Origin of the sequence: Pseudomonas sp. PDM19, assembly GCF_014852215.1 — a bacterium.
Lineage (GTDB): Bacteria > Pseudomonadota > Gammaproteobacteria > Pseudomonadales > Pseudomonadaceae > Pseudomonas.
Window position 1 is genome coordinate 966836 of record NZ_JACVBG010000002.1, and the last position, 25556, is coordinate 992391.

The following is a 25556-nucleotide window of genomic DNA, read 5'->3' on the forward strand; positions in this document are numbered from 1 at the left end:
AGGGTTGAGCGATGAAGGGCAGATTGCTGGCGCTGGGCGCCATGCTGGTACTGGGTGGTTGCGTGGTGCAACCGCAGCAGCCGGAGCAGCCGCCTTCGCAGATTCCGCCGCCCTCGCAACCGAGCAAGCCGATCCCGCCGGCCAAGACTTCCAGCTCGCCGATCACCCCGCAGCCCAGTGCTGCGCCGGCCGCCAAGCGCCCGACCCAGTTCGCCCCGCCGCCCGGCGGCAAGGGCCGCTGGGACGCCAGCCTCGGCGTCTACGTGATCCAGGGCCAGAAGGACCTCTACTACCGCCAGCGCACCTACTACCACTGGGACAGCGGCTGGTACTGGGGCGTCGGCCCGCAAGGCCCCTGGACCGAGACCGACAGCAGCGGCGTACCGCCGGGGCTGACGCGTAAATACGCCCAATAGGGCGCACCCGGATAGCAGGGAGCCTGGGCGCTCAATCGAACGTCCCCATCTCCGTCCCCAGCTCTATCACCTCCACCCGATTGCGTCCGCTCGCCTTGGCCTTGTACAGCGCCTTGTCCGCCGCCGCGTAGAGCCCCTCATAGGTGCCCGGAATGCCGGCCTCCAGGCAGGCGATGCCGAAGCTCGCGGTGAGGTAGAGCAGGCCGTCCTTCATCGGCAGCGGGGTTTCCTCCAGCAGCCGGCGCACCTTCTCGGCGATCACCCGTGCCTGCGGCTGCGAGGTGTCGGGCAGCAGCAGCAGGAATTCCTCGCCGCCCAGGCGCGCCACGCTGTCGCCGGTGCGGGTGTAGTTCCTCAGCAGGCTGGCGGTGTGGCGGATGACCTCGTCGCCCAGCGGGTGGCCGTAGCGGTCGTTGATGAACTTGAAATGATCCAGGTCCACCATGAGCAGGCTGATCGGTGCGGGCTGACGGGCAGCTCGCGAGAGCTCCATGCCCACCAGTTGGTCGAACTGGCGGCGGTTGAACAACCCGGTCAGCGGATCGTGCCCGGCGAGGTATTCCAGCTGGCGGTTCTTTTCCTCCAGTTCCAGCCTTTGCTGGCGGAGGAACTCGCGCTGGCGCAGGTTGCGCACATGGCCGTGCCAGAGGATGAACGACAGCACCAGGCCGATGCCGCAGATGGTCAGCCCGCCCATCTGGTTCGACAGGCGCAACTGCGGGCTGGCCTGCGTCAGGACCATGGTCACCTCGAAGGCGGCCAGGGCGAGGATATAGAGGACGACGGCCAGGCTCGGGCGCAGCAGGATCAGCAGGGCGGTGGCCACGGAGGACATGAGGAAGGGCGTGATGCTGCTGGTGACCTGCTGGTCGGCACCGGTGATGGCGATGCCGAACCCCAGCACCAGGATGCTGCCGAGCACGGTGAGGGTCTGCATGTAGCGCAACGATGCGCTGCGGCGCGGTGGCGCAGCCAGCCAGGCGAGCAGGCCGAGGAGGGTGAAGAGCACGGCGACCACGGCGTGGACGCGGATGATGTCCACCCGCCAGCCGTCGTACTCAGCGCTTGAACCCTGCAGATTGAGGCGGAATACCAGGATGTGGATCAAGTCGAAAGGCACCGCCAGCAGGGCGGAGAAGTACAGGCGCCGCAGGTTTTCCCGGGCGATCGGCAGCGCCAGCGCGTCGTTGACGGCAATGGCGTGGTGCAGACGCTGAAGCAACGTCCTGGACACGGGCTCTGGCCTCCTGCGCAAGTGCCGGCCACTAGCAGGATAGACGCAGCTCCGCCTCGCTGTGGTGTGGATTGAAATCGACGTGACTTGGCGCGACACCGGCGCAGTCACAGCCCGCTACGCTGAAATTTCCGAGCGTGGCAACAAATTGGCTTGGAACATTGTCGGATAAGCCCTCGGCGGGCATAGTCCGCAACCCGGTTTACCCAAGGACGCTGCCATGAACCCCCAGGACGCTGTGATGAATCCAGGTGCGCTGTCATGAATAGAGTGCAACGACTGTCGGCGCAACAGGGCCTGGATGCCGAGCGCGCACTGCTCGACGCCACCTTCGCCGGTGAGCGCGACAGCGGCCTGCTGTTCTGGAGCCCGCTGGAACAGTCCCTGGTGATGCCGCGCCGGCTGAGCCGCCTGGAAGGCTTTGCCGCCGCCGAGGCCGCCTGCGCCGGGCTGGGCTGGCCGATCGCCCTGCGTGATACCGGCGGCGAGCCGGTGCCGCAGTCCGCCGGGGTGCTCAACGTCGCGCTGGTCTATGCGATCCCGCCGGGCGACAACGAGCAGACGCGCATCGAGACCGCCTACCTGCGTCTGTGCCAGCCGCTGTGCGACTGGCTGGCGGCCTTGGGCCTCGATCCGGGCCTGGGGGAAGTGGAAGGCGCTTTCTGCGATGGCCGCTACAACGTCAACCTGGGCGGGCGCAAGCTGGTGGGTACCGCCCAGCGCTGGCGCCGCCGGCCCAGCGACGGGCGCTACGTGGTGCTGGCTCACGGCGCCATCCTGATGGAGAACCAGCGCGAGCCGATGGTGGCCGCGGTGAACGCCTTCTACGAGCACTGCGGGCTCGATGCCCGTGTGCGCGCCGGCAGCCATGTCGCGCTGGACGAGCGCTACGAGCAGCCCTGGGACCAGGTGGACGCCCTGGCCGGGCAGTTCCAGCGGCACCTGCTGGCCGAGGGCGTGGCGCTGGATGTATGAGATGAACGACGTGGGTGGATCTTCGCTTCGCCCCAACCCTTCCAAGGAGTCTTGATAGATGGAACATGGGACGAATTACCTGCAGTCGGCAGTGGTCTTCCTGCTCGCGGCGGTGTTCATGGTGCCGCTGGCCAAGCGCCTGCAACTGGGCGCCGTGCTCGGCTACCTGCTCGCCGGGGTGTTCATCGGCCCGTCACTGCTGGGGCTGATCGACAACCCCGAAAGCGTCGCCAGCCTGTCCGAACTGGGCGTGGTGCTGCTGCTCTTCATCATCGGCCTGGAGCTTTCGCCCAAACGCCTGTGGGTGATGCGCAAACAGGTGTTCGGCGTCGGCCTGGCGCAGGTGCTGCTCACCGCGCTGGCCATTGGCAGCGTAGCGGTGCTGGCTTTCGACATGCCGGTGAGTACTTCCGTGGTGCTGGGCGGCGGCCTGGCGCTGTCGTCTACCGCCTTCGGCCTGCAGATTCTCGCGGAGCGCAAGGAGCTGAACAGCCCCTACGGCCGCCTCGGCTTTGCCATCCTGCTGTTCCAGGACATTGCCGCGATTCCGCTGATCGCCATGATCCCGCTGCTGGGCGCGCGCGCCGATTCGGCGGCGCCGGGCGGTGACCTGGCTCACGTCATGGAAGTGGTCGGCAGCATCGCCGTGGTGGTGATCGGCGGTCGCTTCCTGCTGCGCCCGGTGTTCCGCTCGGTGGCCCGCACCGGTCAGGCTGACCTGTCCACCGCTACCGCCCTGCTGGTGGTGGTCGGCACCGCCTGGCTGATGGAGTGGGCCGGTGTGTCCATGGGCCTGGGCGCCTTCCTCGCCGGCCTGCTGCTGGCGGACTCGGAGTACCGCCACGAACTGGAAGCACAGATCGAACCCTTCAAGGGCCTGCTGCTCGGCCTGTTCTTCATCAGCGTGGGCATGAGCGCGGACCTCGGCCTGCTCAGGAGCGAGCCGCTGGTGGTGCTCGGCCTGACCCTGCTGCTGGTGGGCATCAAGCTGCCGCTGCTGTTCCTCATCGGCCGTCTGGCCGGCGGGTTGGACAAGGTCTCGGCGATCCGCCTGGGCGTGCTGCTGGGCGCCGGTGGCGAGTTCGCCTTCGTGGTGTTCAAGCTGGCCCTGGCCCAGGGGCTGATGGACGGCAAGCTGCACTCGCTGCTGGTGCTGTGCATCACCCTGTCCATGGCGATGACGCCACTGCTGGTGCTGGCCCTGGCGCGCAGCATCAAACCCAAGCCCGCCGTGCTGCGCGAGCCGCCGCCTGAATACCGCCAACTGCCGGATGATGCGCCGCGCGTGGTGATTGCCGGCATGGGCCGGATGGGCCAGGTGGTTGCCCGTATCATGCGCGCCCAGGGCGTGCCCTTCGTCGCACTGGATACCTCGGTGGACACCATCGAGCTGACCCGCAGCTACGGCAATATCCCGATCTTCTATGGCGACCCGCTGCGCCCGGAAATCCTCCGCGCCGCCCAGGTGGAGAAGGCCGAGTTCTTCGTCGTCGCCACCGACGATCCGCAGACCAACATCGAGACCGCGCGCCTGGTGCGCAAGCTCTACCCGCACCTGAAAGTTATCGGCCGGGCCCGCAACCGCCAGCACGTCTACCACCTGCTGGACGCCGATGCGACGCCGGTGCGCGAGACCTTCCACTCGAGCCTGGAGATGAGCCGCCTGCTGCTTACCGGCCTGGGCCTGACCGAGGAACAGGTCGCCGCGCGCATCCGCCGCTTCAAGCGCCACGACGAAGCGGTGCTGATGGCACAGTACCGGGTCTACGACGACGAAACCGCGGTGATCCAGACCGCCCGCGAGGCGCGCAAGGAGCTGGAAACCCTGTTCGAGGCCGACCACCTGGAAGACCAGGGCATCGGCCACCACTGACCGGCCATTCCGCGCATCGATAGTGCTGGGGCGCCACGCGCGCCCCGGCGCATCCTCGGGCCTTCGCAATGGAGGCCCATCGATGAGCAACTACCGCACTTTCACCCGTGAAGACCGCGACGGCGTTGCCGTGGTGAGCTTCTGCCACCCGCCGATCAACCTGGTCGACCGCGCCATGGTCATCGACCTGCTGCACCTGGCCGATGAGCTGGAGCGAGACAGCGATACCCGCGTGGTGCTGCTGCGCAGCGCCAACCCGGATTTCTTCCTTGCCCACTACGACCTCGGCAGCCAGCTGGACGCGCCGCCGATGAAGCTGCCGGCCGGCATGGCCAGCCCGCTCAGTGCGCTGTTCAGCCGCTTCAGCCGGCTGCCGCAGGTGACCATCGGCGAACTGCGCGGCCGCGCGCGGGGCGCCGGCAGCGAATTCCTCCTGGCGCTGGACATGCGCTTCGCCTCCCGCGAGCGGGCGCTGCTCGGCCAGCCGGAAGTGGCGGTCGGTCTGCTGCCCGGTGCGGGCGGCACGGTGCGCCTTGCGCAAATGCTGGGGCGGGGCAGGGCGCTGGAGGTCTGCCTGGGCGGCGAGGATTTCGATGCGGATACGGCAGAGCGCTACGGCTGGATCAACCGGGCCCTGGCGGACGCGGAGCTGGAGGGGTTCTGCGAGGCCCTGGCGCGACGCATTGCGGCCTTCCCGGCGGCGGGCATCGCCCATGTGAAGGCGCTGGTGGAGCAGGTGACGGCGGCGGATCAGACGGCGTTGGTGGAGGAGTCGCAGCGCTTCGTCGGTGAAATGTCGGCGCCGGAAACGCTGGAGCGGGTGCGCTGGATGATGGACAACGGCGGCCAGCAGGACGGGGATCTTGAGCGCGACCTGGGGGCCGCACTCGGGCGCTACCCGGGCTGAATCGCTGGCGAGGACGGCTTCACGCGGTTTTCGCCAGGATCGGTTCGTTCGCTACGGCGACCAGTACGGGGCGGACCAGCTGATGCTTCACCGCCGGACGCGGCTGGCGGCTGACCGAGGGACGGCGGTCGGGGATCATCACGGCCGAGCCCGGCGAACGCAGGGTCAGCACGGCGATGCCACCGGCCAGCAGCGTGGTAGCGAGTACGACGCTGGCCAGAGCGACGTACAGCAGCAGCTCCACCAGGGAGCCAATGAGCAGCAGGAAATCGAGAATGACTTGCATGGTGGTGTCCTCTTGACGATCCGTTTGGGGGCGTCTCGCGAGTAGCCTGTTCGCCCCTGCGGCCCGACTGCGGGGCCGGCGAATCTCCTGCCAGCGAGTTGATGGGGCAAAGATGCCGCGCGCGGACTATCAAGAGAACTGAATGCGTCGACTGGTGACTATCGACGTTATCGATAGCGGCTGTAAGCCGCGGATTAGAGGGGCGCCCTGGTTATCCGCGGGCGCCCGCGACCTTGGTCGGGTAGACGGTCAGAACTTCTCGCCCGGCTGCAGGAAACGCCACTGGCCGACGGGCAGCTTGCCCATGGCCACGCCGCCCAGGCGCAGGCGGCGGATCGACACGGCGTGCAGGCCGACCGCGCGGCACATGGCGGCGATCTGGCCGGGGCGGAACTGCTTGCCGGCGAAGCGCAGGCGGGTCTCGCTCTGCCAGCTGACCTTCAGCGGCGGCAGTTCGCGGCCGTCGATCAGCATGCCGCGGCAGAGGCGCTTCAGGCCGTTGTCGGCGATCTGCCCGCTGACCTCGACCACGTACTCGTGCTCGATGTTGTCCGCCTCGTCCACCAGCCGGCGCTGCACGCCGCGGCTCTGGGTGTAGACCAGCAGGCCGCTGGCGTCGGTCTCCAGCACGGTGGTGTTGAACTGGTGGCCGAAGTGCTTGCGCAGCAGGCGCTGTTGCAGGTTGTCTTCGGTCCAGCGCTTGTCCGGCGTCAGCAGTTGCTGGGCGGAGTTGGCGCCGTTGCCGCTGCCCAGGCCGACCGGCTTGTGCACGAGGATGGTCACCGGCGGAATTGGGTCGGGAGAGGCGCCCGGCAGCAGTTCGATGCGCTGGGTATCGACCTTGAACTGCGGTTCCTCCACGCGCTGGCCGTCGACCGTGACCCAGCCACCCTCGATGTACAGCTCGGCGTCGCGGCGCGAACAGGGCAGCAGCTCGGCGAGACGCTTGGACAGGCGGATGGCTTCGGACATTTCGGGTAACCAGGCAGGGGAAAGCGTTCATTGTAACCGCAAGCCGGTGGAATGATCCGCGCGGTGTCCGGTCACAACCTCAGACCAAGCAACGAGGAAGCGCGATGCGGATCACCCTGATCGACGGCCTGGGCTGGGACCTGGACGAGCACGGCACCGGCGGCCTGACCAACCGGCGTGGCGAGAAGGTGCACCTGCGCCAGGGCGACATGGACGGCGCCTGCGGGCCCTACTGCCTGGTGATGGCCATGCTCGCCCGCAACCAGCTGGCGCGGCGCCAGGCCAAGGGGTTGGCGCCGGTGGATTCGCGGACCCGCTACGGGCGGCTGATGGAGGCGCTGAACCAGCACGAGACGCTGGTGCGCGTCGGCACCACGGGCGCCGACCTGCTGGAACTGCTCAAGGTCATCAGTGACAAGGAGTACCGCGTCGAGCGTGGCAACGGCACGCGGATGGTCGAGCTGACCCGGCGGCACCTGGAGGAGAACATCCCGGTGGTGCTCGGCTTCCATGGCCGCAAGGACAGTGACATCCGCCACTGGTGCCTGGCGGTGGGCATGAGCGACGACGCCTTCTTCCTCCTCGACCCGGCCCACGACCTGCAGCGCGGGCTGGCCTGGAACGCGGTGCTGACCACCCAGGCCAACGGTTCGCGCTTCGGTTATCGCTACCTGAATGCGAAGGGGACCTGGGCGGTGACCCTCAAGGAGATGGTGGCGCTGCTCTGAGCCTTTCCTGGCGAGAGTGGGCTCAGCGGGTGAAGCGGAACAGGTTGTAGCCACCGAGCTGTTCGGGCACCAGCAACACGAATCCATCGTACGAATTGCGCACCACGCCGACCACGTCGGACTCGCGCGCGGCGGCTTGCTCCAACCCGCTGTAGCCGACCTGCGGGTCGTCGTTCACCGAAGCGCCGCCGACGAACACCAGCTGCCTGTCGTCCAGGCGCTGCAGGTAGCCGCTGATGCGCTGCGAGCCGCTGGTCTTCTCCAGGAACAGGCCCTTGGGCGTCTGCCGCACCGAGCACTTGAAGTTCGGGTAGCCGTACAGCGCTTGTGCTTCGAGCTGCACCGAGCGGCACTTCCAGTTGCCGGTGAGGGCGGCGTCGGCAAGCGGTTCCGGGTCTTCCAGCACGATGCGGTAGAGGTTCAGCGCTTCGTTGCGGGTGGTTTCGTCCTCGCTCTGCTGGAGCTGGTCGAGCAGTTGCTTGACCTGTGCGTCGAGGGTGGTCAGGCGCTGCTGGTCGGCGGCGTTGACCGCCGCCGGCCAGACGACGGCGGCCTGTTCGGCAAAGGCCAGCGGGGAGAGCAGCAGGCCGGTGGCGAGCAGGGCGGCGGTGAGGGTGCAGCGTTTGGACATCGTGTGCATTCCATTGCGGGTGAATGCCCGTAGCTCATGCCACGGGCGGGTGTCAGGTTTACGGCATCAGGGCGTCGGTTCGACCGGCGGCGCGACCGGCGCCTCGCGCTCGTGGACCCAGGACATGAACAGCTCATAGCCCAGGGCCAGCACCACGGGGCCGACGAACAGGCCGATGATGCCATTGCTGAGCATGCCGCCCAGGGCGCCGATCAGGATCACCGCCATCGGCACCTTGCTGCCGCGGCCGAACATCAGCGGCTTGAGCACGTTGTCGGAGAGCCCGCCGGCCACCGTCCAGACGGTGAACAGGATGGACACCAGCAGCGAATCGTTGGTCATGAACACATAGGCCACTGCAGGCAGGGTGATCAGCACCACCGGCAGCTGGGTGATGCCCAGCAGCAGCACACCCAGAGCCAGCAGGCCGGCGCCGGGGATGCCCATGACGATGAAGCCCAGGCCGAGGATCAGCGTCTGGATGAAGGCCACGCCCACCACGCCCTGGGCCACCGCACGGATGGTGCCGGTGCACAGCTCGGCCAGGCCCGGGCCACGGTCAGGGCCGGAAATGCGTACGGCAATGTCACAAGCGGTACGGCTGCCCAGCTTGCCGTAGGCCATGATCACCCCGGCGATGACGAAGGCGGCGAGGAACTGCATCAGCCCCATGCCGACGCCCGCCGCCTGCCCGGCGACCTTCTTCGCCACGCCCTGCAGGTGCGGCGCCAACTGGTGCGCGACGCCCATGAAGTCGGTGGCCACGCGATGCCAGAAGGGATAGACGTACTGCCCGATCACCGGCCAGTTCTGTACCGAGTCCGGCGGCAGCGGGATCTGCAGGGTGCGGTTCTGGATGGCGTGCACCAGGTCGCGCACCGAATCGGCCATGGACAACCCGATCACCACCACCGGCACCAGCAGGATTACCAGGCCCAGCACCACGATCAGGCTCGCGGCGCTGTTCGGGCGCTCGCCCAGCCAGCCGCTGAGCAACTGGTGCATGGGGTAGAGGGTAATGGCGAGGATCACCGACCAGAGCATCAGGTCGAGGAAGGGATGGAAGATGCGGAAGCAGAAAACGGCCAGCAACAGGATCAGGCCGGCGCGGATCAGCACATCGAGCAGGTTGCGCGACAGCAGCTTTTCCGGAGAGGGCAGCATGGGGTGCTCCTTGCGAGTGGCCTGGGATAGGCCAAGTCCTGACTATGGGCGGACTCTGCCCGAGTGCAAGGCGCACAGGCAACACAGGATCGACGGAATTGCGGAGGCTTTGGTGTAAAGCGAGGTATCAGGGAGGGGGAACGCAGGACGGGCGAAGCGGGGGAGGCGGGCAGCCTGCCGGGAGCCGGCAGGCTTGCCTGCGAATATTACTTCTTGCCGAGGCTGATGTGGCGGCTCGGTGCGCCGTAGTTCTGACCGGTCACGCCCTTGGCGATCTGCTGGATCTCACCGCCGGAGTTCAGGAAGGCCGCGATCTGGGCTTCCAGGGCTTCGCTGGTCGCGGTAGCGGCGGGGGCCTTGGGGGCTGCTTTCTGGCGGGTGGAGGGCTTGGTAGTCATATCTGCCATACCTGTCTGCGCAAATTGGCCGCCTATTGTACATCAAACGAGCACCTTTCGGGGCGGTTATGGAACGAACGGTCCCATTGCTCTGCCTGAATCGTCCTTCACGCGGCGCGCTGCGGCGGTGCTACCCTCTGCCCATTCCGGCCGTTCAGAGCCCGCCATGTCCCTGTTGTCGTCCCGCCAGCGCAATGCCCTGCGCCTGGCTCGTTCGTTTCTCGCTCCCTACCGCTGGCGGGCCCTCGGCGCCTTGCTGGCGCTGCTGTTCACCGCCGCCATCACCCTGTCCCTGGGGCAGGGCATCCGCCTGCTGGTGGACCAGGGCTTCATCACCCAGTCCGAGCAGTTGCTCACCCGCGCCATCGGCATCTTTTTCCTGCTGGTGCTGTGTCTGGCGGTGGGCACCTTCGTGCGCTTCTATCTGGTGTCGTGGATCGGCGAGCGCTTCGTCGCCGATATCCGCCAGCGCGTGTTCGACCACCTGATCGAACTGCACCCCGGTTTTTACGAGAACAACCGGTCCTCGGAGATCCAGTCGCGCCTGACCGCCGACACCACGCTGCTGCAGTCGGTGATCGGTTCCTCGCTGTCCATGGCGCTGCGCAACGTGCTGATGCTGCTGGGCGGGATCATCCTGATGTTCTTCACCAACGCCAAGCTGACCAGCATCGTGGTCGCTTCGCTGCCGCTGGTGATCGCGCCGATCCTGCTGTTCGGCCGCCGCGTGCGCAGCCTGTCGCGGCTCAGCCAGGACCGCGTGGCAGACGTCGGCAGCTATGTCGGCGAGTCCCTCGGCCAGATCAAGACGGTGCAGGCCTACAACCACCAGGCGCAGGACCGCGCGCGCTTTGGCCGCACAGTGGAGGACGCCTTCGACACCGCGCGCAAGCGCATCATGCAACGCTCCTGGCTGGTCAGCGTGGTGATCCTGCTGGTACTCGGCGCGGTCGGCGTGATGCTCTGGGTCGGCGGCATGGACGTGATCGCCGGGCGCATCAGCCCCGGTGACCTGGCGGCCTTCGTGTTCTACAGCCTGATCGTCGGCATGGCCTTCGGCACGTTGAGCGAAGTGATCGGCGAGCTGCAGCGCGCGGCCGGTGCCGCCGAGCGCATCGCCGAACTGCTGCGCGCGCGCAGCGAAATCCATGCCCCGACCAGCGACCTGCTGCACCTGCCGGAGCGCATCGTCGGCAGTATCGAGTTGCAGGGCGTGCACTTCGCCTATCCGTCGCGCCCGGAGCAGTGGGCCATCGATGGCATCGACCTGCGCGTCGAACCGGGCGAGACCCTGGCGCTGGTCGGACCGTCCGGCGCCGGCAAGTCCACCCTGTTCGACCTGTTGCTGCGCTTCTACGACCCGCAGCAGGGGCGCATCCTGATCGACGGCCAGCCCATCGCCCGGCTCGATCCGACGGACCTGCGCCGCAGCTTCGCGCTGGTGTCGCAGAACCCGGCGCTGTTCTTCGGCACGGTGGAGGAGAACATCCGCTACGGCCGCCCCGGCGCCAGCGATGCGGAAGTCGAGGCCGCCGCCCGCGCGGCCCATGCCCACGAGTTCATCCTGCGCCTGCCGCAGGGCTACCGGACGCACCTGGGCGAGAGCGGCCTGGGCTTGTCCGGCGGCCAGCGCCAGCGCCTGGCGATTGCCCGTGCGTTACTGGTGGACGCGCCTATCCTGTTGCTCGACGAAGCCACCAGTGCGCTGGATGCCGAGAGCGAACACCTGATCCAGCAGGCACTGCCGGGGCTGATGCGCGACCGCACCACGCTGGTGATCGCCCACCGCCTGGCCACGGTGCTCAATGCCGACCGCATTGCGGTGATCGAGCACGGTCGCCTGGTGGCGCTGGGGCGGCACGCCGAGCTGGTGCTCAGCAATCCGTTATATGCGCGGCTGGCGGAACTCCAGTTCGGCCAGGCGGAACACCTGTAGGAGCGGGCCATGCCCGCGATGCGCGTCGATGACGCGCGCCCGATCCGGCAACCGGCGGCAGCCATAACGCGCCAATGCGCGTAGAATGCCCGCCCCGTTCACGAGGTAAGCGTCATGGCAGTCATAGGTCGGTTCAATTCGTTGCAGGTGGCCAAGCACACCGATTTCGGTCTCTACCTGGATGGCGAGAGCCACGGCGAAATCCTCCTGCCCAAGCGCTACGTGCCGAAGAACGAACCTACCGAAGTGGGTGACTGGCTCAACGTGTTCATCTACCTGGACAGCGAAGACCGCCTGATCGCCACCACCCAGAAGCCCAAGGTGCAGGTCGGCGGCTTCGCCAGCCTGAAGGTGGTGGAGGTCAACCGCGTTGGCCTGTTCCTCGACTGGGGCCTGCCCAAGGACCTGCTCCTGCCGCACTCGGAAGAGAAGCGCCCGCTGCAGGTCGGCGACTACTGCGTGGTCTACGTCTACCTCGACGAGCGCAGCCGTCGCATCACCGCCACCGCGCGCCTGGACCGCTACCTGGACAATGTCCCAGCCAACTACAAGGCCGGCCAGCAGGTGGACCTGCTCGTCGTCGAGCGCACCGACCTGGGCTACAAGGCCATCATCGATGGCAAGCACTGGGGCCTGATCCACAAGAACGAAGTCTTCAAGTTCATGCGCAATGGCCTGCGCGAGACCGGCTACATCAAGGAAATGCGCGCCGACGGCAAGATCAGCCTGAGCCTGCAGCCGGCTGGCGCCGGCCTGTCCGATGCGCTGAGCGAGCAGATCCTCAAGGCCCTGCGCGAGGCTGGCGGCCAGCTGGCGCTCAGCGACAAGAGCCCGCCGGACCTGATCGCGCAGCAGTTCGGCGTCAGCAAGGGCAACTTCAAGAAGGCCATCGGCGGCCTGTTCAAACAGGGCCTGATCGTCATCCACGACGACGGTATCGAACTGGTCTGACCGGCTCAACCGCGCCCGCGGACTATGGACTCGGCCACCGCGCAACGTGGTTCGGCCGGGGCCAGCGAGCCCATGCGCTGCAGGTCGACCGGCGTGCCTGGCTCTGCCTTCAGCCGACGACGCAGGTCGTCGAACACCCGGTCATGTTCCCTGCGAAAGCGCAGCACCGGCCCGCGGCAGACCCGCAGGCCGTGGCGGCGCAGGATGCGCGTGGCGCTGCCGGCGAAATTGAAGGCGAGGTCGCCGGGCAGGTCGAAGCCATCCTTGAATGGCTGGCCGTCGATCTCGCCGTCCAGCTCGAACTTCACCAGCGCATCCCGGCTGGCGGCGTTCTCCACCGTGTAGCTCAGGCGGATGCGGTACTGCTGGCGGTCGAGGCCGGTGCTGGAATGGATAGTGACCTCGGTGGGTGTGCTCATTCTCTTCTCCTGAAGTCAGCCATTTCTCCTGGAAAGCAAAAGCCCGCGGCCTGAGCCGCGGGCATCGGCGCTGCACCTCAGAGGCTCAGCTGACCCGCATACAGACCGTAGCCGGCGGCCAGGGTCGCGGCCAGCAGGAGGGCGAAGATCAGCCATTCCGCCTTGCTGAACACGCGCTCGCCGCGCTCGCGCTTGGCCATGATGAACAGCACCACGCCCGGGGTGTAGAGCAGCGCCGAGAGCAGCAGGTGGTCCATGCCGCCGGCATACACCAGCCACAGGCTGTAGATGAGGGCGATGGTGCCGATTACCAGGTCCTTGCGGCGCTCGCGCAGCAGGCCTTCGTAGCCTTCCCCGCGCAGGCTCAGCAGCACGGCATAGCCGGCGGAGAACAGGTAGGGCAGCAGCGCCATGGACGCGGCCAGGTACACCAGGCTGGTGTAGGTGCTGGCGGCAAACAGGGTGACCACCAGGAACACCTGCACCGTGGCGTTGCTCATCCACAGCGCGTTCACCGGCACGTCCTTGTCGTTCTCGCGGGCGAGGAACTTCGGCAGGGTGTGGTCGTGGGCGGCGGCGTACATGATCTCCGCGCTGAGCAGGATCCACGCCAGCAGCGCGCCGAACAGCGAGACGACGAGCCCGGAGATGATCAGCACCGCGCCCCAGTGGCCGACCACGTGCTCCAGCACATAGGCCATGGACGGGTTGGGCAGGCCGGTCAGTTGCGCCTGGCTCATCATGCCCATGGACAGCACGTTCACCAGCACCAGCAGCGCCATCACCGAGACGAAGCCGATCACCGTGGCGGTGCCGACGTCCGAGCGCTTCTTCGCGTGGCCCGAGTAGAGGTTGGCGCCCTCGATGCCGATGAACACCCAGACGGTGATCAGCATCATGTTGCGCACCTGGCTCATCACGCTGTCGAAATCGACGTGGCCATGGCCCCAGAAGTCGGCGGTGAACAGGTCCATGTCGAATGCCACCAGGCCGATCAGGATGAACAGCACGATGGGCACGACCTTGGCGACCGTGGTGACCTGGTTGATGAAGGCGGCCTGCTTGATCCCGCGCAGAATCAGGAAGTGCAGGCCCCACAGCAGCAGGGAAGAGCAGGCGAAGGCGATGACCGTGTTGCCCTCGCCGAACACCGGGAAGAAGTAGCCCAGTGCGCTGAAGATCAGCACGAAGTAGCTGACGTTGCCGAGCATGGAGCTGATCCAGTAGCCCCAGGCCGAGTTGAAGCCGATGTAGTCGCCGAAGCCGGCCTTGGCGTAGGCGTAGACGCCTGCGTCCAGTTCCGGCTTGCGGTTGGACAGGCTCTGGAAGACGAAAGCGAGCATCAGCATGCCGATGCCGCTGATGGCCCAGCCGATCAGCACGGCGCCGGGGCTGGCGCTTTTCGCGACGTTCTGCGGCAGCGAGAAGATGCCGCCGCCGATCATGGAGCCGACCACCAGGGCGGTGAGCGCGGCCAGGCCGAGTTTCTGGTTGGGCGATGAAGACATGTCCCAGCCTCCTGAGTAATGGGGAACTCGAATAGTTTCGAGGTCGACCGGAGGCGCGCGGCTGACATGTATCAATAGCAAGCTAACGGTTTCTGAATGATTCCTGAACGGCAGCCATTCTCGTCCTGCCAACAGTGCTCTGCGCGGCGCACAACTGCCAGGCCGCTGGCCGCACGGGCGCGGAGGGGAGGGTCCGCATAACCACCGGCGCGCGGCCGGTGCGCATCACATCATGTGGCGGAAGCGGTTCCAGGCCTGCTCGACGGAGAGCCACCAGGCCGGCATGGCGCTGCCGAAGCCGGCGATCTCCAGGCGCGGGTGATGGCGCACCACCATGTCCAGCACCGGTTCCTGCTCGGGCTTCACGTCGACGAAGAACACGTGGCGGCCTTCATGCAGGTTGTCCTGGAAGCGGCGCACGTCGCCGCTGGGGCGCTGCAGGCCGAAGAAGCTGCTTTCCCACAGGCTGAAGCCCAGCAGCACCGCGGCGAGGAAGACCACCGGAATCCAGCCGGCCGCCGTCTGCGTCCAGCCGCTCAGGTAGCCGACCACCAGTACCAGCACGGCCAGCGCGGCACCGATCATCAGGCCGATCTTGCCCCAGTGCACCACGTCCTTCTTCATCATCGAGGGCACTTCGTGGAGGCGGTGCTCCTGCAGTTCCGCGTCGCTGTCGCTGAGCACATGCATCTGCTCGATGCCGATGCCGCTTTCGGAGAGTTCCTGCTCGACCTGCTCCAGGTCGTCCAGGTTGTCGCTGATGTAGTAATGCCTGTTCATGACGAACCTCACGCCCCTCGGAATGAAAGTTCCCCCCAGGGTTCGACCGCCATCTGCCGTGAAATTCGGCAAATATCCGTCGTTCGATGGTTGTCGTCGCAGATCAGTCTAACACCGCGGCGCTGCGGGCTCCGGGGCGCTGCCCGGCGGTCGCGGGGTTGCCAAGACCGGTTGCGGGGGCCGAGGATGCAGCTCTCATTGGAAGCATGCCGCTTTCACGCAACGGCGAACGAGGCCGAGATGATCCGCGAGATTCTCAAGATGGGCGATGAGCGCCTGCTGCGCATCGCCCCACCGGTGCCCGAGTCGATGATCGGCAGCGCCGAGCTGCAGCAACTGATCGACGACATGTTCGAGACCATGCACCACGTCGGTGGTGTAGGCCTCGCCGCGCCGCAGATCGGTGTCGACCTGCAGCTGGTGATCTTCGGCTTCGAGCGCAGCGAGCGCTATCCGGACGCGCCGGCGGTGCCGCCGACCATCCTGCTCAACCCGGTGATCACGCCCATCGGCGATGAGCTGGAGGAGGGCTGGGAAGGCTGCCTGTCGGTGCCGGGCCTGCGCGGTGCGGTGAACCGCTACCAGCGCATCCGCTATCAGGGCGTCGACCCGCAGGGCCAGCCCATCGACCGCACCGTGGACGGCTTCCACGCCCGCGTGGTGCAGCACGAGTGCGACCACCTGATCGGCCGCCTGTACCCATCGCGCATTACCGATTTCAGCAAGTTCGGCTTTACCGAGGTGCTGTTCCCGGGGCTCGATCCGGGCGCGGATGACTGATCAGGCACGAATCGAGTCAGAGGCAGGCGCAGGATTCTAACTGCGGGAGCGGCGGCGTTCAGTCTTCCTCGTCGAGCTGGTAGCGCGTCGGCACCAGGCTCTCCTTGATCTTGCGCAGGTGCGGCTGGAAGTCCACGCCACGGCGCAGGGTCACGCCGGTGGCGAGCACGTCGAGTACGGTCAGCTGGATGATCCGCGAAGTCATCGGCATATAGATGTCGGTGTCCTCCGGCAGCGGGATGTCCAGGCTCAAGGTGCTGGCGCGGGCCAGCGGCGAGTCGGCGGCGGTCAGGCCAAGCACCGAGGCGCCGTTCTGCCGCGCCAGGTGCGCCACGTCCACCAGCTCGCGGGTGCGCCCGGTGTAGGAGATCACCACGAACAGGTCGCCGGTGTGCGCCACCGAGGCGATCATCCGCTGCATCAGCACATCGCTCTGCGCCGAGACCGCGAGGTTGAAGCGGAAGAACTTGTGCTGGGCGTCCAGCGCCACGGAGCTGGAAGCGCCGAGGCCGAAGAAGTGAATCTGCCGGGCCTGGATCAGCAGGTCCACGGCGCGGTCGATCAGCTTCGGGTCGAGCACCTTGTGGGCGCTGTCCAGCGAGGCGATGGTGCTGCTGAAGATCTTGCGCGTGTAGGCCTCGGGGCCGTCGTCGGCGGCCACCGCCTGGGTCACGAAGGCCGCGCCGCTGGCCAGGCTCTGGGCCAGCTGGATCTTCAGCTCCGGGTAGCCGCTCATGCCGAAGGAACGGCAGAAGCGGTTCACCGTCGGCTCGCTGACGCTGGAGGCCTGGGCCAGCGCGGCGATGCTGAAGCGCGTGGCCTGCTGCGGGTCGCGCAGGATCACTTCGGCGACCTTGCGCTCGGCCTTGTTCAGCTCTTCCAGACGGCTCTGGATCTGCTCCAGCAGGTTTTTCATCCGTGCTCCTTGGGCAATCGACGGTTGGCCGGGTAGGTGCGGCCAGCGGCGCTATCCTAACGTCAGGCCGGCAGGCGACCAACAACGGCGCGAAGCGGCAAAAATATGTTGTTTAATTACTACATATTTGTCTTAATGCCGGCGTAGAAGGCTAACTATCGTCCAAAATTTGGTTGGTAACAACAAATGCCTGAAGTCCGTGTTCTGCCCTGCACCCTCGCGTTGTTCGGCGCCCTGGGTGATCTCGCCCTGCGCAAGCTGCTGCCGGCGCTCTACCAGCTCGACCGTGAAGACCTGCTGCACCGCGACACCCGCATTCTCGCGCTGGCCCGCGACGACGGCGCCAGTGAAGCCCCCCTGGCGACCATCGAGAGCCGCCTGCGCCAGGCCGTGCCGGCGAAGGAGTGGGACGAAACCGTCTGGGCCCGCTTCCAGGCGCGCCTGCATCACCTGAGCATGGATTTCCTCGATGCCGGTTCCTACCAGGCGCTGGCTGAGCTTGTGGGTGACGAGAAGACCCTGGTCGCCTACTTCGCTACCGCCGCCTCGGTATTCGGCGGTATCTGCGAGAACCTTGCTGCCGCCGGCCTCGCCGAGCGCACCCGGGTAGTCCTGGAAAAGCCCATCGGCCACGACCTGGAATCGTCCCGCGCGGTGAACGACGCGGTGGCGCGCTTCTTCCCCGAGAACCGCATCTACCGGATCGACCACTACCTGGGCAAGGAGACGGTGCAGAACCTCATCGCGCTGCGCTTCGCCAACAGCCTGTTCGAGACCCAGTGGAACCAGAACCATATCTCCCACGTGGAGATCACCGTAGCCGAGAAGGTTGGCATCGAAGGCCGCTGGGGTTACTTCGACAAGGCCGGCCAGCTGCGCGACATGGTGCAGAACCACCTGCTGCAACTGCTCTGCCTGATCGCCATGGACCCGCCGGCGGACCTTACCGCCGACAGCATCCGTGACGAGAAGGTGAAGGTGCTGCGCGCGCTGGAGCCCATTGCCCCCGAACAGCTGGCAACCCGCGTAGTGCGTGGCCAGTACACCGCCGGCTACATCGATGGCAAGGCAGTGCCCGGCTACCTCGCCGAGGAAAACGCCAACCCCAACAGCGATGCCGAGACCTTCGTCGCCCTGCGCGTGGACATCCGCAACTGGCGCTGGTCCGGCGTACCGTTCTACCTGCGCACCGGCAAGCGCATGCCGCAGAAGCACTCGCAGATCGTCATCCACTTCAAGGAACCGCCGCACTACATCTTCGCCCCGGAGCAGCGCTCGCTGATCAGCAACCGGCTGATCATCCGCCTGCAACCGGACGAGGGCATTTCCCTGCAGGTGATGACCAAGGACCAGGGCCTGGGCAAGGGCATGCAACTGCGCACCGGCCCGCTGCAACTGAATTTCTCCGAAACCTTCCAGACCGCCCGGACGCCGGATGCCTACGAGCGACTGTTGCTGGAAGTCACGCAAGGCAACCAGAACCTGTTCGTCCGCAAGGATGAGATCGAGGCCGCCTGGAAATGGTGCGACGGCCTGATCGACGGCTGGGGGCGCCTGGGCGAGGAGCCCAAGCCCTATCCGGCCGGAAGCTGGGGACCGCAGGCCTCGGTTGCCCTGATCGCACGCGACGGGAGGGACTGGTATGGCGATCTTTGAACCCCAACTGGCTGAAGGCATGGCCTGGAAGACCTGGAACAACGCCGCCGAGCAGGCTCGCGGCCTGGCCGAGGCGGTAGCCGATGCGCTGCGCGAGGCATTGATCGAACGCGGCCGCGCGCTGCTGGTGGTGTCCGGCGGGCGCAGCCCGGTGGCTTTTCTCGAAGCCCTGAGTGGCGCCGTGCTGGACTGGTCGAAAGTGGCCGTCAGCCTTGCCGACGAGCGCTGGGTGCCCGAGTCGCATCCGGACAGCAACGCCGGCCTGCTGCGTCGTCACCTGTTCAAGGGCGCGGCAGCCAAGGCGCAGTTCATCGGCATCTACCAGCCGGCAGCCAGCCTGGAAGAAGCGGCCGACAAGGCCGATCGTTGCCTGCATGAACTGATGCTGCCCATCGATGTGCTGGTGCTGGGCATGGGCGACGATGGCCACACGGCTTCGCTGTTCCCCGGCAGCACCAACCTGGTGGAGGCGCTCGACCCGGCCGGCACGCGCCGTTGCCTGCCGATGTGGGCGCCGACCGTACCGCACCAGCGCCTGACCCTGACGCGCGCCGTGCTGCAGGGCGCGCGGGTGCAGATACTGGCCATCCAGGGCGAGTCCAAGCTCGCCACCCTGAGCCAGGCGCTCAGCGACAACGACGACCAGCGCATGCCCATCAATGCGTTCCTGCGTTCGCCTCTTTCGATCCACTGGTGCCCTTGACGCACGGAGTTACCGCAATGTCTGAACAACACATCCAGCAGATCGATGCCCTCGCGCAGCGTGCTCGCATCCTGCCGGTGATCACCATCGACCGCGAGGCGGACATTCTGCCCATGGCGGATGCTCTGGCAGCCGGCGGCATCACCGTTCTGGAAGTGACCTTGCGGACGTCGCTGGGCCTCACCGCGATTCGCCAGCTGAGCGAGCAGCGCCCGCAGCTGATTGTCGGCGCCGGCACCGTGCTCGACCCGGAAACCTTCGCCCAGGCGGAAGAGGCGGGGGCGAAGTTCATCGTCACCCCCGGCTGCACCGACGAGTTGCTGCAGTACGCGGTGACCCGCCCGGTGCCGCTGTTGCCCGGCGTGGCTACCGCTTCGGAAATCATGGCGGCGTACCGTCATGGCCTGCGCCGCTTCAAGCTGTTCCCGGCGAAGGTCGCCGGCGGCGTGGAAGCGCTCAAGGCCTTCGGCGGGCCGTTCCCGGAGGTGCGTTTCTGCCCCACCGGCGGCGTCGGCCCGGACAACCTCAACGACTACTACCGGCTGGCCAACGTGATGTGCGTGGGCGGCAGCTGGATGCTGCCCAAGGCCGCCATCGACAGCGGCGACTGGGCCACGGTCGAGCGCCTGAGCCGCGAGGCACTGGCGCTGCTGGACACACACTGAGCTGTCCTGATCTGGACATGCCCGGCCTTGTGCCGGGCTTTTTTATGCGCGCTGGATAAAGCGGCGCACCCTGTAGGAGCGCCCCATGGGCGCGATCGCGGGCATGGCACGCTCCTGCAGTGTGGCTCCGGATTCAATCCACCCCGACGAACCCGCCCGTCTGGTGCCGCCACAGCCGCGCATAGAGCCCGCCGTGGGCGAGCAGCTCGGCATGGCTGCCGCTCTCGACCACGCGGCCATGCTCCAGCACCACCAGGCGATCCATGCGCGCGATGGTCGAGAGGCGGTGGGCGATGGCGATCACGGTCTTGCCCTGCATCAGGGTCTCCAGGCTTTCCTGGATCGCTGCTTCCACTTCCGAATCCAGCGCCGAGGTGGCCTCGTCAAGGATCAGGATCGGCGCGTCCTTGAGCAGCACGCGGGTGATCGCGATGCGCTGGCGCTGGCCGCCGGAGAGCTTCACGCCGCGCTCGCCGACGTGGGCGTCCAGGCCGAAGCGGCCCTCGGCATCACTCAGCTGCGGGATGAACTCCGAGGCGCGGGCCTTCTGGATCGCGTCCTGCAACTCGGCCTCGCCGGCATCCGGGCGGCCGTAGAGCAGGTTGGAGCGGATCGAGCGGTGTAGCAGCGAGGTGTCCTGGGTGACCATGCCGATCTGCGCGCGCAGGCTTTCCTGGGTCACGTGGGCGATGTCCTGGCCGTCGATCAGGATGCGTCCACCCTCCAGGTCGTAGAGGCGCAGCAGCAGGTTCACCAGGGTCGACTTGCCGGCGCCGGAGGGGCCGACCAGGCCGATCTTCTCGCCGGGGCGCACGGTCAGGTCGAGGCCGCTGATCAGGCCGCCACCCTTGCCGTAGCTGAAGTTCACCTGATCGAAGCGCACTTCGCCGTGCTTCACCACCAGCGGCTTGGCGTCCGGCGCATCGGTCACCTGGCGGGGCAGGGCGATGGTCTGCATGCCGTCCTGCACCTGTCCGACGTTCTCGAAGATGCCGCCGACCACCCACATGATCCAGCCGGACATGTTGTTGATGCGGATGACCAGGCCGGTGGCCAGGGCGATGGCACCCACCGAGATCAGCGACTGGGTCCACAGCCACAGGGCGAGGCCCGTGGTGCCGGCGATCAGCAGACCGTTGAAGATGGTGATGGTGACGTCCATCGAGGTGACCACGCGCCCGGCGCGCTGGGCCTTGCGGGTCTGGTCGTCGATGGCTTCGCGGGCGTAGTCCTCTTCCTGGCGCGTGTGGGCAAACAGCTTGAGGGTGGTGATGTTGGTGTAGCCGTCGACGATCCGACCCATGAGTTTCGAGCGGGAATCCGAGGCGATCACCGAGCGTTGCTTCACCTGCGGAATGAAGTAGCCCAGCGCGCCGACGTAGCCGACTACCCACAGCACCAGCGGAATCATCAGGCGCCAGTCGGCCTCGGCGAACAGCACCAGGGCGCTGATGGTGTAGATCAGCACGTGCCAGATGGCGTCGACCACCTGCACGGCGGAGTCACGCAGGGAGTTGCCGGTCTGCATGATGCGCTGGGCGATGCGCCCGGCGAAGTCGTTCTGGAAGAAGCCCAGGCTCTGCTTGAGCACATAGCGGTGGTTCTGCCAGCGGATCAGGTTGGTCATGCTGGGGTTGATGCTCTGGTGCACCAGCATGTCGTGCAGGCCGTTGAACACCGGACGCAGGACCAGTGCGACCACGGCCATCCAGATCAGCTCGCGGCCGTGTACGGTGAAGAAGTCAGCGGGGGCGGTGCCCTGGGCGAGGTCGACGATGCGCCCCAGGTAGCTGAACAGCGCGACTTCGATCAGTGCGACGATCAGCCCGACGAAGAGCAGGGCGAGGAAGACCGGCCAGACCTGGCGCAGGTAGTAGACGTAGAAGCGGACGACGTCGGAAGGCGGCATGCGCTCGGGGACGTCGCGGAAGGGATCGATCAGACGCTCGAAACGACGGTAAAGCATGATGGCTCTCGGGTTGTGTTGGCGAGCCCGTCCCGGGCTCGCCTTGAATGGCCTCCGTCAGCCGTGGTTGCGCAGAATCACAGACGCTTGGCGGAGAGGATGACCACCGGGGTGGTCGGTACGTCCTGGAACATGCCCTTGTTGCCAGTCTTCACGCCGGCGATCTGGTCAACCACGCCCATGCCGCGCACGACCTTGCCGAATACCGCATAGCCGAAGTCGCGGGCGCCGTGGTTGAGGAAGTCGTTGCCGGTCAGGTTGATGAAGAACTGGCTGGTGGCGGAGTTCACGTCGCTGGTGCGGGCCATGGCCAGGGTGCCGCGCTCGTTGAGCAGGCCGTTGTCGGCCTCGTTCTTGATCGGCGCCTGGGTGTCCTTCTCCTTCATGGCTTCGGTGAAGCCGCCACCCTGGATCATGAAGTTGGGGATCACGCGGTGGAAGATGGTTCCGTTGTAGAAGCCGCTGTCGACGTAGGACAGGTAGTTCTTCACGGAAATCGGCGCCTTGTCGGCGTACAGCTCGATTTCGATTTCACCCGAGGTGGTGGACAGCAGCACGTGGGGCTTGTTGGCGTCGGCGGCGATTGCCGAGCCGGCCAGGACCAGGGAGCAGGCAGCGAGCAGGAAGCGTTTGAACAGGGTCATTTGGCGGATGTTTCCTGAAGGTTCTAGGGATGGTCGACCTGCTCGAGGAAGTCGAGCAGGGTGGTATTGAATCTTTCCGGCTGGTCCAGCGGCGTGGCGTGGCGCGAGTCCTCGATCACCACCAGGCGCGCGTTGGGCATGCGCCCGACGTAGGCCTGCTTGAGCGAGACCGGGGTGTAGTCGCGATCGGCGCTGATCACCAAGGTTGGACAGGTTATGCGCGCCAGGCGTTCCTGCACACCCCAGCCGATGATGGCGTGCAGGCTGGAGAGGTAGGCGCGCTTGTCGTTCTGCGGCCAGCGCTGCTGGATCTTGCGGCGCAGGTCGCTCTGTTCGGGCTTGGGGAACAACATCTTGCCCAGCGCCTTGCCCACCGTGTCCAGGCCCAGCACATGGGCGAGGAACAGCCGGCGCGCCACTTCCAGGTACTCGCGCAGGCTGCGTGGCTTCACTTCCGGGGCGCTGTTGACGATGGTCAGGCTGTTCAGCCGCTCCGGCCAGCGGGTAGCCAGTTCGAAGCCGATCATGCCGCCCATGCTGATGCCCACCAGATGCACGCGGCCAAGGCCCAGGTGATCGAGCAGGGCGATCACGTCCTCGGCGAAGGCGGCGATGCTGTAACGCTGGCGCGGTTTGTCCGACTGGCCGTGGCCACGTACGTCGAGGGCGATCACCCGATGACGTTTCTCCAGCTCCGGCACCTGGTATTCCCAGTCGCGGGTGCTGGAACCGAGCCCATGCACCAGCAGCACCGGCGTGCCGAGTCCGCTTTCCTCGTAGTGCAGACGGTGACCGGCGTGGTCGAAGAACGGCATGACGAGCTCCTTGTTCGTGCGGGCTGTGGCTTCAGGCCGGGCTTTCCGGGGCGGCGAAATGGGCGTCGAGGGGCACGTTGGCGAAGGTGGTCAGCAGTTCCACGAGGATCTGCGTGGCCGGGCCCAGGGGCTTTTCCTTGTTCGGGTAAAGATAGAAGCGGCTCTCGCGCACGCCGCCCTGTTTCATCAGCAGCGGCTTGAGCTGCCCGTCGCGCAGTTCGCGCTCGATCATGTGCCGCGGCAGCCAGGCGAAGCCCAGGCCGTTGCTGACGAAGGTGGCGGCGGTGGCGAGGCTGCCGACGGTCCAGCGCTGCTCGGCGCCGAGCCAGCCGACGTCGCGCGGTTGCAGGCGGCCGGAGTCGCGGATGACCACCTGCATCTGGGTTTCCAGGTCCTGGTGGGTGACCTCGCGTTGCAGGCGATGCAGCGGATGATCGGGATGGGCGACAGCGACGAAGTCGACGATGGAGAGATCGGCGCCCAGGTGGCCGGGAATGTTCAGGCCACTGATGGCGAGGTCTGCGTGGCCCTGCACCAGCGCTTCCTCCACACCCGACAGCACCTCTTCGCGCAGCAGCACGCGGCAGCCGCGGCTCTGTGGCATGAAGGCCGACAGCGAACGCACCAGACGCACGGTGGGGTAGGCGGCGTCGACGACCAGGCGCACTTCCGGCTCCCAGCCCTGTTCCATGTGGTGGGCCAGTTCTTCCAGCTGGCCGGCGGATTTCACCAGTTGCCGCGAGCGGCGTAGCAGTACTTCACCGGCCTCGGTGAGCACGGCCTTGCGTCCGTCGATGCGCAGCAGCGGCACGCCGAGCTGCTCCTGCATACGCGCCACGGTGTAGCTGATCGACGACTGCGAACGGTGCAGGGCTTCGGCCGCCTGGGCGAAGCCGCCGTGATCGACCACGGCCTGCAGGGTTCTCCACTGATCCAGGGTAACGCGGGGCGCTTTCATCCTCGCTTCCTCTTGTCTACTCTGGCGGTCCGCAGAAGACCAACAAGAGACCGCCATGAAAAAATTCTGTTGTGCCGTTCTGGCCATGTTGCCGCTGACCGCCCTGGCCTATCCCATCGAAGTGCAGAAGAGCCTCAATGGCACCGAGATGGACATCGAGACCCAGGATATCGGCGACCAGATGGGGGCGATCCTCCTGCGCAACGGCGGCCAGCAGCCGGTGACCTGCACCGCGGTCTTCGTCAACGGTCCCGAGACACCGCATGTGCGCAAGGCGACCATTGCACCTGGCAAGGAGGCCAACCTGACTTCCAGCTTCAGCCGCGCAGTGATCAAGCTGCGCATCAAGCTGACCTGTAACCCTTCCTGAGTTCCTCCAAGCCTAGAAGCAGTCACGCAAGAAATCAATTTATTCGATAATTAGAAGCGACTATTTACGCTTTTTTATCGATTTGTTCATCTTTAGGATGGCCTCCATCGACACATTCAGCGACCGATGGAGGTCCAGTCCATGTCCCGCGTTCTGGTTATCGAAAGCAGTGCCCGTCAGGAAGGTTCCGTTTCCCGCCAGCTGACCCGCGATTTCATCGCCCAGTGGCAGGCCGCCCACCCGGCCGACGACATCCAGGTCCGCGACCTGGCCGTAGAACAGGTGCCGCACCTGGACGCCAACCTGCTGGGTGGCTGGATGAAGCCGGCGCAGGAGCACAGCGAGATCGAACGCGCCGCGCTGGAACGCTCCAACCAACTGACCGCCGAGCTGCAGGCTGCCGACGTGCTGGTCCTGGCTGCGCCAATGTACAACTTCGCCATCCCCAGCACCCTGAAGTCCTGGCTGGACCACGTGCTGCGCGCCGGCGTCACCTTCCAGTACACCGAGACCGGCCCGCAGGGCCTGCTCACCGGCAAACGCGCCTTCGTCCTGACCAGTCGCGGTGGCGTCTACGCCGGCGGTGCGCTGGATCACCAGGAGCCTTACCTGCGCCAGGCGCTGGGCTTCGTCGGCATCCACGACGTGACCTTCATCCATGCCGAGGGCCTGAACATGGGCGGTGAATTCGCCGAGAAGGGCCTGGCCAAGGCCAAGGCTCAGCTCGCCGCCATCGCCTGATCTGCTTTTCTCCCTTGCGCGTCCTTCCGCTCCTGGACGCGACCGTGGCCGATCGCCTCCCGGGGATCGGCCATTTTTTATTTGCCAACTACTTGACCGGATGAAAACACATCCTTTCCGTTCGGGCTGTTCAAAGCATGACCAGCATGCTAAAAGAACCTAGA

At 66.4% G+C, this 25556-nt stretch carries 27 protein-coding genes; 13 read left to right on the forward strand and 14 right to left on the reverse strand.

Annotation, left to right across the window (positions count from 1 at the left end):
* Positions 1-11: 11 nt before the first annotated feature.
* Positions 12-416 carry a hypothetical protein gene (locus IB273_RS12870; RefSeq protein WP_081519312.1) on the forward strand — a complete coding sequence of 135 codons (405 nt, stop codon included), beginning with the start codon at positions 12-14 and terminating at the stop codon, positions 414-416.
* Positions 417-447: 31 nt separating this feature from the next.
* Here IB273_RS12870 and IB273_RS12875 read toward each other — a convergent pair whose 3' ends face one another.
* Positions 448-1650: a GGDEF domain-containing protein gene (locus IB273_RS12875; protein WP_081519313.1), complete on the reverse strand. Its 1203-nt coding sequence runs from the start codon at positions 1648-1650 to the stop codon at positions 448-450.
* Between the two features lie 261 nt (positions 1651-1911).
* Between IB273_RS12875 and IB273_RS12880 the strand changes: the two genes are divergently transcribed.
* The 3 genes from IB273_RS12880 (at position 1912) to IB273_RS12890 (ending at position 5405) form a co-directional block, all read left to right on the forward strand.
* Entirely contained in the window at positions 1912-2625 is a 714-nt protein-coding gene (locus tag IB273_RS12880) for a biotin/lipoate A/B protein ligase family protein (protein ID WP_192209717.1), read from the forward strand.
* A 58-nt stretch (positions 2626-2683) separates the two neighbouring features.
* A complete protein-coding gene (locus IB273_RS12885; protein WP_192224212.1) occupies positions 2684-4498 on the forward strand; it encodes a monovalent cation:proton antiporter-2 (CPA2) family protein in 1815 nt (604 codons plus the stop codon).
* An 82-nt stretch (positions 4499-4580) separates the two neighbouring features.
* Complete coding sequence (locus IB273_RS12890; protein ID WP_192224213.1) at positions 4581-5405, forward strand: enoyl-CoA hydratase/isomerase family protein; 825 nt, start codon at positions 4581-4583, stop codon at positions 5403-5405.
* Between the two features lie 19 nt (positions 5406-5424).
* Here IB273_RS12890 and IB273_RS12895 read toward each other — a convergent pair whose 3' ends face one another.
* Together IB273_RS12895 and IB273_RS12900 are read right to left on the reverse strand one after the other, a co-directional pair.
* Positions 5425-5691, reverse strand: coding sequence for a hypothetical protein (locus IB273_RS12895; RefSeq protein WP_192224214.1), 267 nt, complete (start codon positions 5689-5691; stop codon positions 5425-5427).
* A 249-nt stretch (positions 5692-5940) separates the two neighbouring features.
* Positions 5941-6663: an RNA pseudouridine synthase gene (locus tag IB273_RS12900; protein WP_151187824.1), complete on the reverse strand. Its 723-nt coding sequence runs from the start codon at positions 6661-6663 to the stop codon at positions 5941-5943.
* A 104-nt stretch (positions 6664-6767) separates the two neighbouring features.
* On the opposite strand from IB273_RS12900, the gene IB273_RS12905 reads away from it, so the two are divergent.
* Positions 6768-7391: a hypothetical protein gene (locus tag IB273_RS12905; protein WP_151187823.1), complete on the forward strand. Its 624-nt coding sequence runs from the start codon at positions 6768-6770 to the stop codon at positions 7389-7391.
* Positions 7392-7413: 22 nt separating this feature from the next.
* Here the strand turns inward: IB273_RS12905 and IB273_RS12910 are convergent, their stop codons facing one another.
* The 3 genes from IB273_RS12910 to IB273_RS12920 all read right to left on the reverse strand — a co-directional run bounded on the left by IB273_RS12910 (position 7414) and on the right by IB273_RS12920 (position 9593).
* The gene (locus tag IB273_RS12910; protein WP_192224215.1) at positions 7414-8022 is read right to left on the reverse strand and encodes a DUF4893 domain-containing protein; all 609 of its coding nucleotides are present in this window, start codon (positions 8020-8022) and stop codon (positions 7414-7416) included.
* A gap of 66 nt (positions 8023-8088) precedes the next feature.
* On the reverse strand, positions 8089-9186 hold the full coding sequence (locus tag IB273_RS12915) for an AI-2E family transporter (RefSeq protein WP_081519321.1): 1098 nt from the start codon (positions 9184-9186) through the stop codon (positions 8089-8091).
* Positions 9187-9392: 206 nt separating this feature from the next.
* Complete coding sequence (locus IB273_RS12920; protein ID WP_024765957.1) at positions 9393-9593, reverse strand: hypothetical protein; 201 nt, start codon at positions 9591-9593, stop codon at positions 9393-9395.
* 157 nt (positions 9594-9750) lie between these two features.
* On the opposite strand from IB273_RS12920, the gene IB273_RS12925 reads away from it, so the two are divergent.
* Positions 9751-11520 carry an ABC transporter transmembrane domain-containing protein gene (locus IB273_RS12925; RefSeq protein WP_192224216.1) on the forward strand — a complete coding sequence of 590 codons (1770 nt, stop codon included), beginning with the start codon at positions 9751-9753 and terminating at the stop codon, positions 11518-11520.
* A gap of 114 nt (positions 11521-11634) precedes the next feature.
* Entirely contained in the window at positions 11635-12471 is an 837-nt protein-coding gene (locus tag IB273_RS12930; protein ID WP_081519323.1) for a S1 RNA-binding domain-containing protein, read from the forward strand.
* A gap of 5 nt (positions 12472-12476) precedes the next feature.
* On the opposite strand, the gene IB273_RS12935 is transcribed toward IB273_RS12930, so the two are convergent.
* The 3 genes from IB273_RS12935 to IB273_RS12945 form a co-directional block, all read right to left on the reverse strand.
* Positions 12477-12890, reverse strand: a complete 414-nt coding sequence (locus IB273_RS12935) for a DUF5064 family protein (RefSeq protein ID WP_192224217.1) — start codon at positions 12888-12890, stop codon at positions 12477-12479.
* Between the two features lie 77 nt (positions 12891-12967).
* Entirely contained in the window at positions 12968-14398 is a 1431-nt protein-coding gene (gene arcD, locus IB273_RS12940; RefSeq protein ID WP_081519325.1) for an arginine-ornithine antiporter, read from the reverse strand.
* A gap of 225 nt (positions 14399-14623) precedes the next feature.
* Positions 14624-15178 (reverse strand): magnesium transporter, encoded by a 555-nt coding sequence (locus tag IB273_RS12945; protein WP_151187818.1) that lies wholly within the window; start codon positions 15176-15178, stop codon positions 14624-14626.
* A gap of 240 nt (positions 15179-15418) precedes the next feature.
* Between IB273_RS12945 and def the strand changes: the two genes are divergently transcribed.
* Positions 15419-15958 carry a peptide deformylase gene (def, locus tag IB273_RS12950; protein WP_081519327.1) on the forward strand — a complete coding sequence of 180 codons (540 nt, stop codon included), beginning with the start codon at positions 15419-15421 and terminating at the stop codon, positions 15956-15958.
* A 58-nt stretch (positions 15959-16016) separates the two neighbouring features.
* Here def and IB273_RS12955 read toward each other — a convergent pair whose 3' ends face one another.
* Positions 16017-16874, reverse strand: coding sequence for a MurR/RpiR family transcriptional regulator (locus IB273_RS12955; protein ID WP_081519328.1), 858 nt, complete (start codon positions 16872-16874; stop codon positions 16017-16019).
* A 186-nt stretch (positions 16875-17060) separates the two neighbouring features.
* Between IB273_RS12955 and zwf the strand changes: the two genes are divergently transcribed.
* From zwf to IB273_RS12970, 3 genes are read left to right on the forward strand one after another with little or no spacing between them, the layout of a single operon-like run.
* Positions 17061-18530, forward strand: a complete 1470-nt coding sequence (gene zwf / locus IB273_RS12960) for a glucose-6-phosphate dehydrogenase (protein WP_151187816.1) — start codon at positions 17061-17063, stop codon at positions 18528-18530.
* On the forward strand, positions 18517-19233 hold the full coding sequence (gene pgl / locus IB273_RS12965) for a 6-phosphogluconolactonase (RefSeq protein WP_192224218.1): 717 nt from the start codon (positions 18517-18519) through the stop codon (positions 19231-19233). The genes zwf and pgl overlap by 14 nt, the downstream gene beginning before the upstream one ends.
* 17 nt (positions 19234-19250) lie before the next feature.
* The gene (locus IB273_RS12970; protein ID WP_081519331.1) at positions 19251-19898 is read left to right on the forward strand and encodes a bifunctional 4-hydroxy-2-oxoglutarate aldolase/2-dehydro-3-deoxy-phosphogluconate aldolase; all 648 of its coding nucleotides are present in this window, start codon (positions 19251-19253) and stop codon (positions 19896-19898) included.
* Between the two features lie 133 nt (positions 19899-20031).
* On the opposite strand, the gene IB273_RS12975 is transcribed toward IB273_RS12970, so the two are convergent.
* From IB273_RS12975 to IB273_RS12990, 4 genes are all read right to left on the reverse strand, one after another.
* Complete coding sequence (locus IB273_RS12975) at positions 20032-21864, reverse strand: ABC transporter ATP-binding protein (protein WP_081519332.1); 1833 nt, start codon at positions 21862-21864, stop codon at positions 20032-20034.
* A 77-nt stretch (positions 21865-21941) separates the two neighbouring features.
* Positions 21942-22502 carry a peptidylprolyl isomerase gene (locus tag IB273_RS12980; RefSeq protein WP_225601650.1) on the reverse strand — a complete coding sequence of 187 codons (561 nt, stop codon included), beginning with the start codon at positions 22500-22502 and terminating at the stop codon, positions 21942-21944.
* Positions 22503-22531: 29 nt separating this feature from the next.
* A complete protein-coding gene (locus IB273_RS12985) occupies positions 22532-23323 on the reverse strand; it encodes an alpha/beta fold hydrolase (RefSeq protein ID WP_081519334.1) in 792 nt (263 codons plus the stop codon).
* Between the two features lie 31 nt (positions 23324-23354).
* On the reverse strand, positions 23355-24281 hold the full coding sequence (locus IB273_RS12990; RefSeq protein WP_081519335.1) for a LysR family transcriptional regulator: 927 nt from the start codon (positions 24279-24281) through the stop codon (positions 23355-23357).
* A gap of 55 nt (positions 24282-24336) precedes the next feature.
* On the opposite strand from IB273_RS12990, the gene IB273_RS12995 reads away from it, so the two are divergent.
* Together IB273_RS12995 and IB273_RS13000 are read left to right on the forward strand one after the other, a co-directional pair.
* Positions 24337-24651, forward strand: coding sequence for a 3-phosphoglycerate kinase (locus tag IB273_RS12995; protein ID WP_081519336.1), 315 nt, complete (start codon positions 24337-24339; stop codon positions 24649-24651).
* 141 nt (positions 24652-24792) lie between these two features.
* Positions 24793-25392, forward strand: coding sequence for an FMN-dependent NADH-azoreductase (locus IB273_RS13000; RefSeq protein ID WP_151187813.1), 600 nt, complete (start codon positions 24793-24795; stop codon positions 25390-25392).
* The last annotated feature ends 164 nt before the right edge of the window (positions 25393-25556 follow it).

What these genes read in the sequence shown, in the direction of transcription:
- IB273_RS12935 (WP_192224217.1), bottom strand. Translation starts at nt 12,890, where the DNA reads ATGAGCACACCCACCGAGGTCACTATCCATTCCAGCACCGGCCTCGAC.
- IB273_RS12985 (WP_081519334.1), bottom strand. Translation starts at nt 23,323, where the DNA reads ATGCCGTTCTTCGACCACGCCGGTCACCGTCTGCACTACGAGGAAAGC.
- IB273_RS12945 (WP_151187818.1), bottom strand. Translation starts at nt 15,178, where the DNA reads ATGAACAGGCATTACTACATCAGCGACAACCTGGACGACCTGGAGCAG.
- IB273_RS12870 (WP_081519312.1), top strand. Translation starts at nt 12, where the DNA reads ATGAAGGGCAGATTGCTGGCGCTGGGCGCCATGCTGGTACTGGGTGGT.
- IB273_RS12995 (WP_081519336.1), top strand. Translation starts at nt 24,337, where the DNA reads ATGAAAAAATTCTGTTGTGCCGTTCTGGCCATGTTGCCGCTGACCGCC.
- IB273_RS12990 (WP_081519335.1), bottom strand. Translation starts at nt 24,281, where the DNA reads ATGAAAGCGCCCCGCGTTACCCTGGATCAGTGGAGAACCCTGCAGGCC.
- IB273_RS12895 (WP_192224214.1), bottom strand. Translation starts at nt 5,691, where the DNA reads ATGCAAGTCATTCTCGATTTCCTGCTGCTCATTGGCTCCCTGGTGGAG.
- arcD (WP_081519325.1), bottom strand. Translation starts at nt 14,398, where the DNA reads ATGTCTTCATCGCCCAACCAGAAACTCGGCCTGGCCGCGCTCACCGCC.
- IB273_RS12880 (WP_192209717.1), top strand. Translation starts at nt 1,912, where the DNA reads ATGAATAGAGTGCAACGACTGTCGGCGCAACAGGGCCTGGATGCCGAG.
- IB273_RS12925 (WP_192224216.1), top strand. Translation starts at nt 9,751, where the DNA reads ATGTCCCTGTTGTCGTCCCGCCAGCGCAATGCCCTGCGCCTGGCTCGT.
- IB273_RS12910 (WP_192224215.1), bottom strand. Translation starts at nt 8,022, where the DNA reads ATGTCCAAACGCTGCACCCTCACCGCCGCCCTGCTCGCCACCGGCCTG.
- pgl (WP_192224218.1), top strand. Translation starts at nt 18,517, where the DNA reads ATGGCGATCTTTGAACCCCAACTGGCTGAAGGCATGGCCTGGAAGACC.
- IB273_RS12975 (WP_081519332.1), bottom strand. Translation starts at nt 21,864, where the DNA reads ATGCTTTACCGTCGTTTCGAGCGTCTGATCGATCCCTTCCGCGACGTC.
- def (WP_081519327.1), top strand. Translation starts at nt 15,419, where the DNA reads ATGATCCGCGAGATTCTCAAGATGGGCGATGAGCGCCTGCTGCGCATC.
- IB273_RS12885 (WP_192224212.1), top strand. Translation starts at nt 2,684, where the DNA reads ATGGAACATGGGACGAATTACCTGCAGTCGGCAGTGGTCTTCCTGCTC.
- IB273_RS13000 (WP_151187813.1), top strand. Translation starts at nt 24,793, where the DNA reads ATGTCCCGCGTTCTGGTTATCGAAAGCAGTGCCCGTCAGGAAGGTTCC.
- IB273_RS12970 (WP_081519331.1), top strand. Translation starts at nt 19,251, where the DNA reads ATGTCTGAACAACACATCCAGCAGATCGATGCCCTCGCGCAGCGTGCT.
- IB273_RS12930 (WP_081519323.1), top strand. Translation starts at nt 11,635, where the DNA reads ATGGCAGTCATAGGTCGGTTCAATTCGTTGCAGGTGGCCAAGCACACC.
- IB273_RS12900 (WP_151187824.1), bottom strand. Translation starts at nt 6,663, where the DNA reads ATGTCCGAAGCCATCCGCCTGTCCAAGCGTCTCGCCGAGCTGCTGCCC.
- IB273_RS12920 (WP_024765957.1), bottom strand. Translation starts at nt 9,593, where the DNA reads ATGGCAGATATGACTACCAAGCCCTCCACCCGCCAGAAAGCAGCCCCC.
- IB273_RS12890 (WP_192224213.1), top strand. Translation starts at nt 4,581, where the DNA reads ATGAGCAACTACCGCACTTTCACCCGTGAAGACCGCGACGGCGTTGCC.
- zwf (WP_151187816.1), top strand. Translation starts at nt 17,061, where the DNA reads ATGCCTGAAGTCCGTGTTCTGCCCTGCACCCTCGCGTTGTTCGGCGCC.
- IB273_RS12915 (WP_081519321.1), bottom strand. Translation starts at nt 9,186, where the DNA reads ATGCTGCCCTCTCCGGAAAAGCTGCTGTCGCGCAACCTGCTCGATGTG.
- IB273_RS12955 (WP_081519328.1), bottom strand. Translation starts at nt 16,874, where the DNA reads ATGAAAAACCTGCTGGAGCAGATCCAGAGCCGTCTGGAAGAGCTGAAC.
- IB273_RS12905 (WP_151187823.1), top strand. Translation starts at nt 6,768, where the DNA reads ATGCGGATCACCCTGATCGACGGCCTGGGCTGGGACCTGGACGAGCAC.